The following is a 15466-nucleotide window of genomic DNA, read 5'->3' on the forward strand; positions in this document are numbered from 1 at the left end:
CGGCCCCGCGGGGCGAAGACTGCGGGGGTGACCAGCACTCCCGCGCACGACCCCGACCGTCCCGACCGTCCCGGCGGGGCCGCTGGCGCCGGGCGCTCGCCCGCCGAGCCGCTCGCAGGCGACCGCGTCGACCCTGCCGGGGCGGGGGCCGCGTCCGCGGCCCCGCAGGCCGGGCGGCGGCGTGCCGTGCGCCCGTCGGGGACGGCCCCGCGGTTCGACGACGACGAGCCCACGACGGTCGTCCTGGTGCGCCACGGGCAGACCACGATGACCGTCTCGCGCGGGTACTCGGGCTCCTCGGAGCCGGGACCGCCGCTCGACGAGGTCGGACGCACGCAGGCGGCCGCGGCTGCCGCGCTGGTCCACCGCGTCGGGCACGACCTGTGGGGCGACGTCGACGACCCGAGCGAGATCGTCGCCTCGCCCATGGTGCGGACGCAGGAGACCGCGGCGGTCATGGCGGCCCGGCTGGGGTTGCCGGTGCGGACCGACGCTGCGTTCCAGGAGGCCGACTTCGGGCAGTGGCAGGGGCTGACGGCCGAGCAGATCGAGGAGCGCTGGCCGGGGCTGCTCGAGCCGTGGCACACCGACGGGCACCTGCGCCCGCCCGGCGGCGAGTCCATCGCGGACGTCGGCGTGCGGCTGCGCCGCGGGCTGGACGCGCTGCGCGAGGGCGGCCCCCGCACGGTGGTCGTGGTGTCGCACGCCGTCGCGATCCGTGCGGCGCTCGGCGTGACGATGGGCGCCCACCCCGGGACCTGGAGCCAGCTGCGGGTCGCGCCCGCGTCGGTGAGCATCGTGCGGCTCTTCGCGGACCGTCGCGACGAGATCGCGGTCGCGGGTGCGCCCAGCGAGGGCTGGTGACGCGGCAGCACTGAGGGCCCCGACGGCCCGCAGGCCTAGGTGACGACGAGCGAGAGCGTGCGGGCGCCGCGGCGCGGCGCCGGGGCGAGCTCCACGGCGTGCAGCGCGTCGCCGACCAGGGCGCTCGCGGCGTGCGCGAGCTCGTCGGCGTCGCGCGGCTCGCGACCGCGGCGCGTCACGAGGTGGTGCGTCAGGACGCCGCGTGTGTGCTTGGCGTGGTGCGAGACCACGGACCGTCGACCGTCGACCTCGCGCAGCACCCGCACCTCCACCCACGGCGCACCCGTCGGGGGCGTCCACGCGGCGCGGTAGGTCGCGGACCGGCAGTCGACCACGAGGTCGTCGGCGGCACGTGCGGCGAGCTCGACGCCCAGCGGGCCGCGCCACGCGGCGGCGAGCGGGCCGATGCCGGGCAGGTCCGTCCCCATCGACAGCCGGTACGCGGGCACGACGTCGTCCACCGTCAGGACCCCCCACAGGGCGGACACGACGCGCACGCTCGCGACGGCACGCGCCCGTGCCGCGGGCGTGAGCGCGTCGAGACCGGCCGCGCCGTACAGCACGCCGCTGTACACGCGCGACGCCCGGGCCGCCGGTGCCGAGCGCAGCCGGACGTTGCGTGCGACCTCCTCGGCCAAGCCGGGCGAGACGCCCAGCACGTCGCACGCGTCCGGGCGGGCGCTGACGTCGACGAGCGCGTCGAGCACCTTCTCGCGCACGGGCGTCAGGCCGGGGTGGGACAGCGCCGCCAGGTCCAGCGGGGGAGCGGTGGCGGGTGCGGGCGTCTTGCCCTCGGAGGGCGGCAGGAGCACGAGCACCGCACGAGGGTACGGTGTGCGCCCCGGGCATCCGGCGCGTGGAAGGTGTGGGACGTGGCACAGGTGAAGCTGTACGGCCGCCGCTCGGTGTGGGCGGCGCGCCGCCAGGAGGTGTCCGACGCGGTCCACGGCGCGCTCGTCGCGGCGTGGGGGCTGCCGCAGGACAAGCGGTTCCACCGCTTCCTGCTGCTCGACGACGAGGACCTCGTCGCGCCGCGCTCGCACGAGTACCTCGTGGTCGAGGTCGTGTGCTTCACGGGCCGCAGCCCCGGCGCCGTCCGCGCGCTGATCGCGGCGTTCTTCGACGATGTCGCCCCCGCGCTCGGCCTCGCGGCCGACGACCTGGAGGTCGTCGTGCTCGAGAGCCCGCCCACGCACTGGGGGATCCGGGGCGTCGCGGGCGACGAGCTGAGCCTGACGTACCGCGTCGACGTGTGACACGGGTAGGCTGACCGGCGCGGATGAGTCAGCCAGGCGGCCGCGTCAGGACCCTCGGGTCCTGCCGAGGAACGTCCGGGCTCCGTAGGGCAGGGTGGTGGGTAACGCCCACCCGGGGTGACCCGCGGGAAAGTGCCACAGAGAACAGACCGCCACGACGGACCGGCTCGCCGGGACGGCGCGGTAAGGGTGAAACGGTGGGGTAAGAGCCCACCAGCGTGCCGGGTGACCGGTGCGGCTCGGCAAACCCCACCCGGAGCAAGGCCAGACAGGGAGCGTTTGAGGGTTGCCCGCCCGAGCTCCCGGGTAGGCCGCTGGAGGCGTGCGGCAACGTACGTCGTAGATGGATGGTCGCCACCCGCGCGGGGGAGACCGCGCGCGGGGACAGAACCCGGCGTACCGGCTGGCTCATCCGCCCCACCCCCCGCCGGCGTCAGAGCCGTGCGGGGGTGTGCGCCTCGTCGTCACGGGTCCCCGTCGGCGCGGGCGCGGCACCGTGCACGGGCGACGCCGGGAGCCGGACCGTGAAGGTCGCGCCCACGCCCGTGTCGCAGACGGCGTGGATCGTGCCACCGTGGCTCGTGACGACCTCGCGCAGCAGCGCCAGGCCCAGGCCGAAGCGGCGCTCGTCGTTGCCCGGGCCGCGGTGGAAGCGGTCGAAGAGGCGCTCGGCGTCCTCGGGGTCGAAGCCCTCGCCGGTGTCCAGGACGACGACCTCCACGACGCGCCCCTGCTCGGCCGCGGCCGCACGGACCGCGACCTGACCACCGGGCGGCGTGTGGGACAGCGCGTTGGTGAGGAGCTCGGCGACGACGCGTCGCAGCGCGGACTCGACGCCGCGCACGCGCGGCAGGCCGGGGTCGGTGAGCGCGATGACGGTGACGCCGCGCTCGAGCGCCCGTGCCGTGTCGGCCGCGACGGCCTCCTCGACGAGCGCGGCGACGTCCACCTGGGTGCTGTCGGGCCGCGTGGCCGCGGTGTCGTGCGCGGAGCTCAGCCGCGCGGACATGAGCAGCTCGTCGACGATCTCGCCCAGCCGCCGGGTCGTCGCGACGAGCCGGTCGAGGTCGCGCGCCTGCACGTCGTCGTCGGCGGCGCGGGCGCGTCGCACGAGCAGCTGCGCGCGTGCGTGGACCTGCGCGATCGGGGTGCGCAGCTCGTGGCTCGCGTCGGCGACGAAGCGGCGCTGGCGGTGCAGGGCCTCGGCCAGCGGGGCGACGGCGCGGCGGCCGACGACGACGCCGCTGACGACCGCCGCGAGCGCACCCGCGGCGGCGGCGACGGCGAAGGCGATGAGCAGGTGGCGCCGGTCGGCGAGCTGGAACCGGGCGTCGAAGACGGCCTGGACGACCTCGTCTCCCTGCCTCGCGGTGCGCACGTGGTAGACGGTGCCGTCCTGCGCGATCCGCGCGTCCTGGGTCGCGCCGGTGGCGTGGACCTCGATGAGCGCGTCACCCAGGGGGAACCCGTCGGGCGGCGCGGCCACGCCGGTGTCGACGGTGGTGCCGTCGTACGTGATGATCCAGCTGCACGCGGGCGGCCCGGCGATGGTGCCGTGCTCGATGCCCCAGCCGAGCTCACCGTCGATCTGACGCTCCTGGCTGTGCAGCAGGACGCCGTAGGAGATCGCGCCGGCCAGGCCGAGCAGCGCCGCGATGACGAGGCCGACGAGCGAGCCGATCCGCAGCCGTGCGCGCCGGACCACGCGCTCCTCGTCGCCCCCCGGCCTCACAGCGTGCCCAGCCGGTAGCCGGTGCCGTGGACCGTCGCGACGGCCGCACGGCCCAGCTTGCGGCGCAGGTAGTAGACGTAGGTGTCGACGATCGACGCGGCCTCGGTGTCGGCGAAGACCGTGCGGCGCAGCTCGTTGCGCGTGTGGACGGCCGTCGGACGCTCGGCGAGCGCCTGCAGCAGGGCGTGCTCGCGGGTCGACAGGTCGACGCGTCGGCCGTCCGCGAGCACGACCTGGCGCGTGACGAGGTCGAGCGTCGCCTCACCGACCGCCAGGTGCGTGTCCGCCTCGTCGACGCGGCGGCACAGCGCACGGATCCGGGCGCTGAGCTCGTCGAGCTCGAAGGGCTTGACGAGGTAGTCGTCGGCCCCCGCGTCGAGGCCGGCGACACGGTCGGCGACCGTCCCGAGCGCCGTGAGCACCAGCGCGCGTGCGCTGACGGCCCGTGAGCGCAGGCGCTGGAGCATGTCCAGCCCGTCGACGGCGGGCAGGCGGCGGTCGACCACGAGCACGTCGTACGGGCGCGTGAGCCCCAGGTGCAGGCCGCGGTGGCCGTCGCGGGCCTGGTCGACGACGTAGCCTTCGTCGGTCAGGACCTCGGCCAGCATGTCGTTGAGCTCGCGGTCGTCCTCGACGAGGAGGAGGCGGTGCGGTCGTCCGGACATGTCCTGACAATGGCACATCTCGTGTGACTTGAGTAACACCTGTCTCGTCACAGGGTGACCCGGGCCGGCTCGGCCGGGGCCGGCTCGGCCTCGGCGGGTGGGTGCCGACGCTCGACCCACGTCAGCAGCGGGCTCGTCATGATCGTCGTCACGAGGGCGACGAGCACGAGGACCGTGAAGAGCGCCGGCCCGACGATCCCCGCCTCGAGCCCGATGTTCAGCGCGATGAGCTGCATGAGCCCGCGTGCGTTCATGAGGGACGCCACGCGCAGCGCCACGCCCTGGGGCTCGCCGCGGCGGCGCGCCGCGAACCAGCACGCGCCGAACTTGCCGGCGATCGCGACCAGGACGCACGCGACGGCGAACAGCAGGACCGTCGGGTCGGTGAACAGCCCGAACTGCGTGTGGAGCCCCGAGTACGTGAAGAACAGCGGCACGAGGACGCCCGTCACGGGCGTGAGCGCCCCGACCACGCGGTCGGCGGCGGGCACGCGCGGCACCGCGAGGCCGAGCGCGAACGCCCCGAACACCGCGTACAGCCCGATCTCGTCGGTGAACCACGCGGCGGCGAAGAGCGCCGCGACCGTGCCGAGCAGGCGCGCGTGGTCGTCGACGCGCGTGGTGGTCATGAGCCGGTGCATGCCGGGCCGGGCGACGAACCACATGAGCGCGACGAACACGAGCGCACCGCCCACGGTCAGCAGCGCCGGGCCCGCGCTGCCCGTCGCGGCCGCCAGCACCACGGCGAGGAGCACCCACGCGACGACGTCGTCGACCGCGCCGCTGGCCAGGGCGATCGACCCGTGGCGCGTGCCGGCCTGGCCACGCTCGGTGATGATGCGCGCGAGCATCGGGAACGCCGTGATGGCCAGCGCGACGCCGACGAACGCCGCGACCACGCCCACGGGCACGCCGTCGGGACGCAGCGGCACGAGGCCGTCGAGCGCGAGCACGAGCGCGGCGCCGAGCACCAGGGGGGCCGTGACGCCCGCGAGCGACACCGCGGCCGCCGTCCGGGTGAGCCCGACCGCACCGTGCGTCGAGAACGCGTACCCGGCGTGGAACATCAGCAGGACCAGCCCGATCTGCCCGACGACGAACAGCACGGGCCGCAGGTCGTCCGGGAACAGCGCCTGCTGCGCGCCCGGCAGGAGCAGCCCGAGCAGCGACGGGCCCAGCAGGACGCCGGCGACCATCTCGCCGACGACGGGCGGCTGCCCGACGCGTCCCAGCACCCAGGACACGCCCCGGCAGACCAGGAGGATGACGACGACCGCGAGGAAGAACCGCGGTGCGAGCTCGACGGGTGTCATGCGCGGACCTCCGCGAAGTAGGTGGTGCAGGGCTGGAGCCGGCGGGCCTCGAGCACCATCGCGGTGCCGAGGACGAGCTGTTGCACGGACCGGCCGACGTCGGCCCAGCGGTCGGCCAGCCGCAGGGCGCCGAGCCGGGCGCGTCCAGGGCCGGCGACGCCGACGGGCGTGAGGTACGCGGGTCCGCGGTTGGGCATCGAGCGCGTGTGCGCGCCGGTGGACGTGACGTCGTAGCGGCGCAGCACCTCGCGCAGCACGGCGCGCAGCATGACGGGCGCGGACCCGCGTGCCGGGCACGCGCGGTTGGCGGTGACGCCGAACGGGATGAAGTGCGCGTCGTGGTGGCGCAGCGTGCGCCACCTCTCGGGGTCGAACACGTCGTCGTCCGCGGCCCCCGTGCGCTGGTACGCCAGGTAGTTGAAGAGCAGCACCGAGCCGGTCGGCAGCGTGACGTCGTCGTCGACGCGGATCGGCGCCGACGTGATGCGGTGGGCCACCCCGAACAGCGGGTGCACCCGCAGCGTCTCGTCGACCAGGCGGTCCAGCGCGTCGTCGTCGTCGACCTGGTCCCGCGCGGGCCCGTAGGCGCCGGCGCACAGCAGGACGTGCGCGGCCGCCTCGGACATCTGGACCACCGCGGTGTTGAAGAACGCGCCCTGCAGGTACCACGCGGTCTCCTGCGCCGTGAACGGGGGCGGCAGCACCACGGGGCACGTGCCGTCCTCGACGCGCTCGCGGAGGTACGCCGTGAGGCGGTCGCGGCGGTCCATGTGCCGCAGACCCGTGCCCTTGAGGGCGGTGACCACGTCGTCGGCGTTGGCCACGACGAGCGCGCGGGCGGCGGGCGGGCACGGCTCGTCGAAGACGAGCTCGTGGTAGACCTCCGCCCACACGGGCATGAGCAGGTCCCGCAGCCGCACGAGGCTCGCGCGGTCGTCGGGCAGGGCGTCGAGCGCGCGGCGGGCGGCGGCGGTCGCGAGCTCGTCGCTGCGCGCGTGCCGCACCGCCAGGACCTGCCGCGTCGTGCGGGCCACGGTGCGGTACCGATCGCCGGGCTCGAGGTGCTCCTGGTGCATGTGCGCGCCGGGCGCCAGCCAGTACCAGAACAGGTCGGACAGCCCTGCGCCGGCGCTGCGTCCGTCGGCGGCCGGGTCCGAGTAGACCCGCTCGAAGTGCTCGGCGCCGACGAGCGGGCCGGGCACGGGTATGCCCTCGCTGCCGTTGACCCACGCGAAGACGCGCTCGCGCAGCCGGACGACGGCCCGGGGCAGCCAGCGCGGCAGCGTCCACGCCACGACCAGGCCGGCCGCGGCGGCCGCGACGACGGGGCTCACGGGACCGTCACCAGGTCGGGCCCCAGATCGCCCGGCCGGTGGGCTCCGACCAGGGCCATGGCGTGCGCGAGCCCGTCGGTCAGGTCCTCCAGGACCTCGTGCACGCCGTCCGCACCGCCGCGTGCGAGCCCCCACAGGACGGGGCGGCCCACCATGACGGCGTCGGCGCCCAGTGCCAGCGCGACCAGGGCGTCCGCGCCGCTGCGCACGCCGCCGTCGAGCAGCACCGGCACCCGGCCGGCGACCGCCGCGACGACCGCGGGCAGCGCGTCGAGGGTGCTCAACGTCCCGTCGAGCTGGCGCCCCCCGTGGTTCGAGACGACGATCCCGTCGACGCCGTGCTCGACGGCGAGGCGCGCGTCGGCGGGGTGGAGCACCCCCTTGACCAGGAGCGGCAGCGACGTGGTGTCGCGCAGCCACGCGACGTCGTCCCAGCCGAGGTCCGGGTCGACGACGAGGTCGCGCACGCGTCCGTCGCCGTCGCGCAGGTTCTCGCAGACGAGGCCGGCGGGCAGCTCGGTGAACCCGTGCCGCGCGTCGCGCGCGTGCCGTCCCCGCACGGGCGAGTCGACCGTCAGGACGAGGGCCCGGCAGCCGGCGGCCGCGGCGCGCGTGGCGATCGCCGCCGTGAACGCCCGGTCCGGCTGCAGGTAGAGCTGGAACCACAGTGCGGCCCCCGTCGCGGCGATCTCCTCGACCGCGGTCGTCGCCATCGTGCTGACCGTCAGCAGCCCGCCGGCCGCCCGCACGCCCGTCGCGGTCGCGACCTCGCCGTCGCGGTGGGCGAGGCGGTGGAACGCCGTGGGGGCGACGACCACGGGCGCCGCGAGCCGCACGCCCGGCAGGTCGGTCGTCAGGTCGACCGGCCCCGGTCCCCGCAGGACGCGGGGCACCAGCCGGCGGCGCGCGAACGCGTCCTCGTTGCCCGTCAGCGTGCGCTCGTCGCCGGCGCCGCCCGCCAGGTAGTCGAAGTGCACGGGGTCGAGGACGGCGCGCGCACCGCGCTCGGCCTCCCGCGCCCGGACCGACGGGCCCACGTCAGCGTCCCGCGAGCGCGCCGGTCACGAACGCCTCGAGCGGTGCGACGTGCGCGTCGGGCCGGTCCCACCGGTTCTCGAGGTTCTCCGCGAGGTGGTGGGTGGCGACGTGCTCGCCGCGGCGGTGGTGCCGGACGACGGGGTGGAGGTACGCGGCGTCGTGCGCCACGCCCGGCACGTCCTGCGCGATGCGGTTCACGCTCACGTCGAACGGGTCGACCTTGTCGTGGTCAGGCCCGTACTCGAGCGTGACGACGAACGCGTCGTCGTCGTGACCGTCCGGGCCCAGACCGACGCGGCCGTGGTAGGCCACCGGCACCTCCTCGTGGTAGCGCGCCGCACCGTCCGTCACCGCGACGACGTCCGCGAGCACCCCGAACTGCTGCCACAGCGCGGACGTGCGGTTGACGCGCTCGACCACGGCCGCCGTGATCGCCGCGGGCGTCGGGTCGACGGGCACCGACGGCCACGGCTCGCCGGCGTAGCGCCGCTCGAGGACGTGGTGCAGGGCCCGCACGGCGTACCGGAAGCCGTGGACGAACCCGTTGGTCGAGTGCTTGAAGTCGCGCTGCTGGCTGAGCGTGCCGGCGAAGAACAGGCCGGGCACGTCGACCGACTCCCACTCGTCGGTCTGGGCGGGGAACCGCCCGCCGATCGCGAGCGCGGGCCGGCACGTGTCGTCGAACACCGAGGCGTCGAACGCGAACCCGGTGCACGCGAGGACCCGGTCGTAGTGCAGCACGCGGGTCTCGTCGGCGCGCGTGAAGCGGAACGTCACCGCCAGGCCCTCGTCGTCCCGCTCGATGCGCTCGACCGTGCCGTCGAGCACCGCGTTGGCCGACTTGAGCTGGTAGGTGTCGAGGAAGTTGTTGTTCACGGCCCGCAGGTGGCCGACGTAGTGGGTGCGCCACGCGAGGTGCACGGAGTCGGGCCCGGCGACGTGGATGGTCGTCGTCGTCTCCATGAGGGCGTCGGCCGTCTCGAACGCCGAGTTGCCCTTGCCGATGATGAGGACCCGCTGGTCGAGGTAGTCGGCGGGGTCGACGGGCATGGTGTCGTACCCCTCGGCGAGCTCGAAGCCGGGGATCTGCGGGCGGTGCAGCCGGCTGACGCCCGTGGCGACCACGACCGAGCGTGCCGTCAGGACGTCGCCGCCGACCTGCACCTCGAAGACGTCGTCACGACGCGACACGCGCGAGACGGAGGCGCCGTACCGCACGCGCACCTTGGAGCGCTCGGCGAAGTCCGCGAGGTACTGCACCATGACGTCGGCGTCGGGGAAGTAGCGGTCGGTGTAGCGCGTAAACCGGAGGTCCGGGTCGTCGCTCAGCAGGGAGTTCCAGTCGAGCCGCAGGTTGACCTCGGGGTCGTCGCTGCCGGTGCGGGGCTTGTTGATCGAGATGAGCCGACGGTGCCGCGGGTAGCGCGTGAAGAACGAGCCGGGGACGTCGGCGCGGTCGACGACGAGGTAGTCGCGCCGCCCGTCGGCCTCCAGCAGCGCGCCGAGCTGCAGGCCCGCGGGTCCTGCTCCGATGACGAGGTGGTCGAGGGTCATGGCTGGTCCTCCGGGTCGGTGGTCAGGACGACGTGCGCGGCGGTGCGCACGTCCTGCTGGAGCGGGCGGTCGGGGTCGACGGGACGTACGGCGGACGCGAGCGAGGACAGCAGCGCGGTCGACGCGGGCGCGCTCGGGGACCGGCCGCCGACGTGGGCGGCCTGGCGCAGCCCGAGCGCGAGCGAGCCGACCAGCAGGTCGAGGACCTCGACGCCGTCGAGCGAGCGCAGCGCCGCCTGCGTGCCGAACGGCACGACGTCCTGCGTGCGCAGGTTGGTCGACAGCGACTGCATGCTGGCCGGGGTCGCGTCCCGGCGGAGCTCGGCCACCAGCGCGGTCGACGCGAGCTGCACCCCCTGGAGCCCGTGCTGGAGGCCCGGGCCCGCCGCCAGCATCGGTGGCAGGCCGCCGTTGCGCACGGGGTCGACGAGCAGGTCGAGCTGACGTTCGGCGAGGTTGCCGAGCTGCGCGGTGACGAGCGCGAGCAGGTCGGCGGCGAAGGCCGCGGGCTGACCGAAGAAGTTGCCCCCGTGGACGATCTTGTCGTCGTCGGGGAACAGCAGCGGGTTGTCGCTGACCCCGGCCAGGTCGGCCGTGACGACGTCCTCGACGTACCGCAGGGCGTCGTGGGCGGCGCCGAGCAGCTGGGGGGTGCAGCGGATCGAGTAGGGCTCCTGCAGCGCGCGGGTGCCGGACGGCACGAGGCCCGTGAGGAGCCCGCGCATGCGGGCGCCGACGACGGCGGCACCCGGGTGGGCGTACCGGTCCAGCAGGTCGACGTCGGTGAACTGCGCGTCGCAGCCGAGCAGGTCGGTGAGCAGGCACGCGAGCCGCACGAGCGCGCCGTGGGCCCGACGCACGCCGTCGAGCGCGAGCGCCAGCGCCGCGGTGGTCAGCGACGTGCCGTTGACCAGGGCGAGGGCGTCGCGGCCGTCGAGGCGCAGGGGGATCAGGCCGCACGCGTCGAGCGCGTCGGCGGCCGGCATGCGCCGTCCCTCGACGTCGGCCTCGCCGTCGCCGCGCAGCGCGGCCGCGACGGCTGCCAGCGGCACGAGGTCGCCGCTGGCCCCGACGGACCCCCAGCGCGGCACGACGGGGGCGAACGTGGTCGCCAGCATGGCGGCGAGGGCGTCGAGCACGTGCGGCCCGACGCCCGAGGCGCCCTGCGCGAGCGACCGGGCCCGGACCAGCACGGTGGCCCGGACGAGCCCCGCGGGGAGCGTGGGGCCCTGGCCGGCGCCGAGGTGCGCGAGCGTGTTGTCGGCCTGGTCCCGGCCGTCGGGCCGGCCCCGGAACCCGACCAGCGCCCCGAAGCCCGTCGTGCGGCCGTAGACGGCGCGGTCGTCCGCGACCGCCGTGTCGAGGAACGCCCGTGCCGCGCCGGTGCGCTCGCGTGCCTCGAGCGGGACGACGACGTCGATCGGGCCGGCGGCCGCCACCAGGTGGTGGGTCCGCAGGGGGGAGGCGAGGTCGACGCGGGTCCTCAGCGCGGCACGGGTGTCCATGGCCTCGACGGTAGGTAGTTGATCTCAAAACTATGTGAGATAGGTCACTTAGCGTCTCCGGCATGACGCCTCACGACCCGACGACCGACGGCGGACGCGCGGCGGTCTGGCCGCAGCCGGTGCTCGACCTGCTGGCGCGCGACCCGGACCGGCCCGTCTTCGAGGACGGCGACCGGGTCGTCGGTGCCGGTGAGACGACCGACGCCGTCGCGCGTGTCGTGGCGGGGCTGCGCGCGGCGGGGGTCGGCCCGGGGGTGGGAGTCGCGCTCGACCTCGGCGTCTCGCCCGAGGCGTTCGCCGCGACCCTCGCGTCCTTCGCAGTGGGTGCGCGCGTCTGCGGGCTGCCCGCCGGGCTCGCACCGGCGCAGCGTGCCGCGCTGCTCGCACGCGCCGACATCACGCTCGTCGTCGACGACGAGCGGCTCGCGCACCTCATGGCGTCGCCGCCGGCCGCGTCGGTGGTGGCCGCCGGGCGTCCCGACGACGTCGCGCGCGTCACCTGGACCAGCGGCACCAGCGGCCGCCCCAAGGGGTGCGTGCAGACCTACGCCTCGATGACGGGCGCCTGGGCGCCCCACCCTGAGCAGTGGCCGCCCGCCGTCGCCGCGCTCGCGCCGCGGCTGCAGCGCTACCTCGTCGTCGGCCCGCTCAGCAGCCAGGTGGTGCTCGAGTACGCCGTGCTCACCCTGGCCGCGGGCGGCGTCCTGGTCGCGGCGCGGCCGCCCGGCTTCCCCGACGCCATCGTGCGGCACCGCGCGACCGCGAGCGTCATCACCGTCGGCCGGCTCCACCAGCTCGTGCGCGCGCAGCGCGAGCACCCGGCGGACCTGTCGACCCTGCGGGCGCTGCTCGTCTCCGGGTCGCCGCTGGCGCCGTCCCGCCTCGCCGAGGCCCTCGACGTGCTGGGCCCCGTCGTGTTCCACGGGTACGGCCAGACCGAGACCGGGATGATCGCGATGGCCACGCCGGCCGAGATGCTGGCCGACCCCGCCGCGCTCGCGTCCGTCGGACGCCCGCCGGCGGCCGTCGAGGTGCAGGTCCGGGACGGCGAGCTGCGGGTCCGCACGCCGTCGCAGGCGTCGGCCTACTGGGGCGACCCGCAGGAGACGGCCGAGGTCTTCGTCGACGGCTGGGTGCGCACGCGCGACCTGGGCGAGCTCGACGAGGACGGCTGGCTCCACCTGCGCGGCCGCGCGCGCGACGTCGTCATCGTCGACGCGCAGCTCGTGCACGCGGGGGCCGTCGAGCGCGTCCTGGCGCAGGACCCGGCGGTCGCCGAGGCGTACGTCGCGGCCCGTCCCGACGACGACACGGGGGAGGCGGTCCACGCGTGGGTCGTGCCCGCCCACGGGTCGGTCCCCGACGTCGACGCGCTGCGCGAGCGTGTCGCGCGGGCGCTGGGCGACGTCGCCGTGCCCCGCAGCGTCACCCTGGTCGACGGGGTGCCGCTCACCCCGGCCGGGAAGCCCGACAAGTCCGCGCTGCCCGCCCCGGTCCTCGTCGCGCCGCTGGGAGCGCAGCGCCCGCCGACCCCCTGACGAGCGGTGCTCCCCGTCGCCCGCGGGCAGGCACGACGCGCGACGCGCACCGGATGACCGGGCTTCCCGGCGGCGCCGGGTTACCGTGCCATGAGGGCGTGCCGCAGACGCGCCGCAGGAGGCCCCCATGTCCCGGAACGCCGTCGCCGTCGTCGCGTTCGCGCTCCTGAGCGCGCCCCTGGGTGCCGTGTCACCCGCGGCCGCGTCCGTCAGCACCCCGTCGCCCGCCGAGGCGGCCGAGGCGACGGTCCAGCTCGCCGACGTCGTGCTCGCCGGGCGTGCGAGCGCCCCGGCCGGGCAGCAGCCCGACGACACGGTCGACCCGGCCGACCTCACCCACGTGGTGGCCGGTGCGCCGCCGAGCGTCGGGCCGACCGATCGTGTCCTGACCGCGGCGATCCGCACGGACGACGTGCAGACCGTCGGGATGACGTGGCCCGAGGGCAGCAGCGCGGGCGCCCTCAGCGTCCCGCGCGTGCGGTCGCTGACCGACGGCACGTGGTCCGAGTGGGTCGACCTCGAGGTGGCGGACGACGGGCCCGACGTCGGCACCGCCGACGCGGAGCACGCCGGCCGCGGCGGCACGGACCCCGTGTGGGTCGGCGACGATGCCGAGGCGGTCCAGCTGTCGTTCAGCGCCTCGGTCGGCCCGATGGCGACGGCGGGCCTGCGGCTCGCGCTGGTGGGGTCCCCGCAGACCGAGCCCGCGACCGGCAGCGGCGGGATCGGCGCCGGACGCGGTGCCACGGTGCCGACGGCCGTCGGCGCGGGCGGCATCATCACCCGCGCGGAGTGGGGTGCGCGCTCGCCGGCCTGCACGCCGGACGTGGCGCGCACGCTGGTCGGCGGCGTCGTGCACCACACGGCCACGACCAACGCGTACTCCTCGACGGCCGAGGTGATGCAGCAGCTGCGCAACATCCAGGCGTACCACATCGACGGTCGCGGCTGGTGCGACATCGGCTACAACTTCCTGGTCGACAAGTGGGGCCTGGCGTACGAGGGCCGGGTCGGGTCGCTCGAGAAGGCGGTGATCGGCGTGCACGCCGGCGGCTTCAACACCGGCACCGTCGGGGTGTCGATGATCGGCACGTACGACGCGCGCCCGTCCGACGCGACCCTGCGCACGGTCGGCAACCTGCTGCGCTCCAAGCTCGGCCCCTACGGCGTGCGCCTCAACGGCTGGATGACCTACTACACGTCCGGCGGGGAGAACTCGCGGTACGCGAACCAGAACGTCACCCTCCCGACGGTGTTCGGGCACCGTGACGTGTCGTACACCGCCTGCCCCGGCAACGGCGGGCACGGTGCGCTCGACGCCATCAGGGCGATGGACCCGTACGACGTCCAGGGTGCGATCCGCGACGTGTGGGCGGCAAGCGGCTACGGCGGCGGCGTCCTCGGGATGCCCGTGTCGTCCGTGATCGGCGGGCTGCGCGGCGGCGGGCGGTACCAGGTGTTCGAGCGCGGCTCCGTCTACGACGTGCCGGGCATCGGCGCGTCGCTCGTGACGACGGCCTTCGACGCCGCGTGGCCGACCGCCTCGCGCGAGAACGGCCCGCTCGGCTACCCGGTGTCCGGGCCGTCGACGTCGGCCGACGGCACGGTGACCCAGCGCTTCGAGCGGGGCGTCGTGCTGCAGCTGCCCGGCCGGTACCCCGTCTCGGTCGCGGACTCCGTGGCTGCGGTGTGGGAGCGCGTCAAGGACGTGCTCGGCAGACCGGTCACGGGCACGCTCACAGGTCTGCGCGGCGGCGGCATGTTCCAGCTCTTCGAGGGCGGCGGCGTGTACGACGTGCCCGGTCGCGGCACGTTCTACGTGACGTCCGCGTTCGACGCCGTGTGGCCGCCGTCGTCGCGTGAGAACGGCCCGCTCGGCTATCCCGTCTCCGACCCGGTGCGGGCCTCCGACGGCACGGTCTCGCAGTCCTTCGAGACGGGGACCGTGGTGCAGCGTCCCGGCGAGGCGCCGCGGTCGTCGACGAGCGCGGTGGACCGGCTGTGGCAGTCGCTGGGCGGTGCGTCGGGAGTGCTCGGCACCCCCGTGAGCACGACCGTGCCCCTGCGGTCCGGGGGGTACTACCAGCAGTTCACGCGCGGCGCGGTGTACCACTCGCCGGTGGGCGGCACGCGGTACGTGCTGCCGGAGTTCGACGCCGCGTGGCCGACAGCCACGCGCGAGAACGGCCCGCTCGGCTACCCCGTCTCCGACCCGTTGCCGCTGCGTGACGGCGGCCGCTACCAGTCCTTCGAGCGTGGGGCGATCTACTCCTCGGGTGCGGGGACGTTCGCGGTGTCGCCGGCGTTCGATGCGGTGTGGCCGTCGAGCCAGCGGGAGAACGGGCCGTTGGGTTATCCGACGTCGGCGGCGGTGCGGGGTGCCGACGGGACGGTGACGCAGCGCTTCGAGCGTGGTGCGGTCGTGCAGGTCGCGGGTGGTGCGCCGGTGTCGATGTCGAGCGCGGTCCTGACGGCGTGGACGGCGGCGGGTGGTGCGGGTGGTGCGTTGGGCGCTCCGTTGGGTGGCACGGTGCGGGGGCTGCGTGACGGTGGCAGCTACCAGTCGTTCCAGCGTGGGGCGATCTACTCGTCGGGTGCGGGGACGTTCGCGGTGTCGCCGGCGTTCGATGCGGTGTGGCCGTCGAGCCAGCGGGAGAACGGGCCGTT

At 75.5% G+C, this 15466-nt stretch carries 12 protein-coding genes and 1 other RNA gene; 5 read left to right on the forward strand and 8 right to left on the reverse strand.

Features of this window, described 5'->3' with window-relative positions; translation table 11 throughout:
- The first annotated feature begins 27 nt into the window (after positions 1-27).
- A complete protein-coding gene (locus tag H9657_RS07930) occupies positions 28-864 on the forward strand; it encodes a histidine phosphatase family protein (protein ID WP_191782118.1) in 837 nt (278 codons plus the stop codon).
- A gap of 35 nt (positions 865-899) precedes the next feature.
- On the opposite strand, the gene H9657_RS07935 is transcribed toward H9657_RS07930, so the two are convergent.
- Positions 900-1682, reverse strand: coding sequence for a YaaA family protein (locus H9657_RS07935; protein WP_191782120.1), 783 nt, complete (start codon positions 1680-1682; stop codon positions 900-902).
- 54 nt (positions 1683-1736) lie between these two features.
- Between H9657_RS07935 and H9657_RS07940 the strand changes: the two genes are divergently transcribed.
- Both H9657_RS07940 and rnpB read left to right on the forward strand, forming a co-directional pair.
- Positions 1737-2120 (forward strand): tautomerase family protein, encoded by a 384-nt coding sequence (locus H9657_RS07940; protein WP_191782122.1) that lies wholly within the window; start codon positions 1737-1739, stop codon positions 2118-2120.
- 24 nt (positions 2121-2144) lie between these two features.
- An RNA gene (gene rnpB, locus H9657_RS07945) (RNase P RNA component class A) lies at positions 2145-2535 on the forward strand.
- 18 nt (positions 2536-2553) lie between these two features.
- On the opposite strand, the gene H9657_RS07950 is transcribed toward rnpB, so the two are convergent.
- The 7 genes from H9657_RS07950 to H9657_RS07980 are packed head-to-tail and all read right to left on the reverse strand — an operon-like array spanning position 2554 to position 11261.
- Positions 2554-3825, reverse strand: coding sequence for a sensor histidine kinase (locus tag H9657_RS07950; RefSeq protein ID WP_318241374.1), 1272 nt, complete (start codon positions 3823-3825; stop codon positions 2554-2556).
- A 23-nt stretch (positions 3826-3848) separates the two neighbouring features.
- Complete coding sequence (locus tag H9657_RS07955; RefSeq protein ID WP_191782126.1) at positions 3849-4517, reverse strand: response regulator transcription factor; 669 nt, start codon at positions 4515-4517, stop codon at positions 3849-3851.
- A 47-nt stretch (positions 4518-4564) separates the two neighbouring features.
- Complete coding sequence (locus tag H9657_RS07960; RefSeq protein WP_191782128.1) at positions 4565-5830, reverse strand: cation:proton antiporter; 1266 nt, start codon at positions 5828-5830, stop codon at positions 4565-4567.
- Entirely contained in the window at positions 5827-7164 is a 1338-nt protein-coding gene (locus tag H9657_RS07965) for a cytochrome P450 (RefSeq protein WP_191782130.1), read from the reverse strand. The genes H9657_RS07960 and H9657_RS07965 overlap by 4 nt, the downstream gene beginning before the upstream one ends.
- Positions 7161-8201, reverse strand: coding sequence for an alpha-hydroxy acid oxidase (locus H9657_RS07970; RefSeq protein WP_191782132.1), 1041 nt, complete (start codon positions 8199-8201; stop codon positions 7161-7163). Before H9657_RS07970 ends, H9657_RS07965 begins: the two co-directional genes overlap by 4 nt.
- Position 8202: 1 nt before the next feature.
- On the reverse strand, positions 8203-9756 hold the full coding sequence (locus H9657_RS07975; RefSeq protein ID WP_191782134.1) for an NAD(P)-binding domain-containing protein: 1554 nt from the start codon (positions 9754-9756) through the stop codon (positions 8203-8205).
- Positions 9753-11261, reverse strand: coding sequence for an aromatic amino acid ammonia-lyase (locus H9657_RS07980; RefSeq protein ID WP_191782136.1), 1509 nt, complete (start codon positions 11259-11261; stop codon positions 9753-9755). Before H9657_RS07980 ends, H9657_RS07975 begins: the two co-directional genes overlap by 4 nt.
- Before the next feature lie 62 nt (positions 11262-11323).
- On the opposite strand from H9657_RS07980, the gene H9657_RS07985 reads away from it, so the two are divergent.
- Both H9657_RS07985 and H9657_RS07990 read left to right on the forward strand, forming a co-directional pair.
- Entirely contained in the window at positions 11324-12799 is a 1476-nt protein-coding gene (locus H9657_RS07985) for a class I adenylate-forming enzyme family protein (RefSeq protein WP_191782138.1), read from the forward strand.
- Positions 12800-12926: 127 nt separating this feature from the next.
- Positions 12927-15466: N-acetylmuramoyl-L-alanine amidase (locus H9657_RS07990; RefSeq protein WP_191782140.1), on the forward strand; the 2540-nt coding region annotated here is incomplete at its 3' end.

Origin of the sequence: Cellulomonas avistercoris (assembly GCF_014836445.1) — a bacterium.
In the GTDB taxonomy this organism is placed as follows: domain Bacteria; phylum Actinomycetota; class Actinomycetes; order Actinomycetales; family Cellulomonadaceae; genus Cellulomonas; species Cellulomonas avistercoris.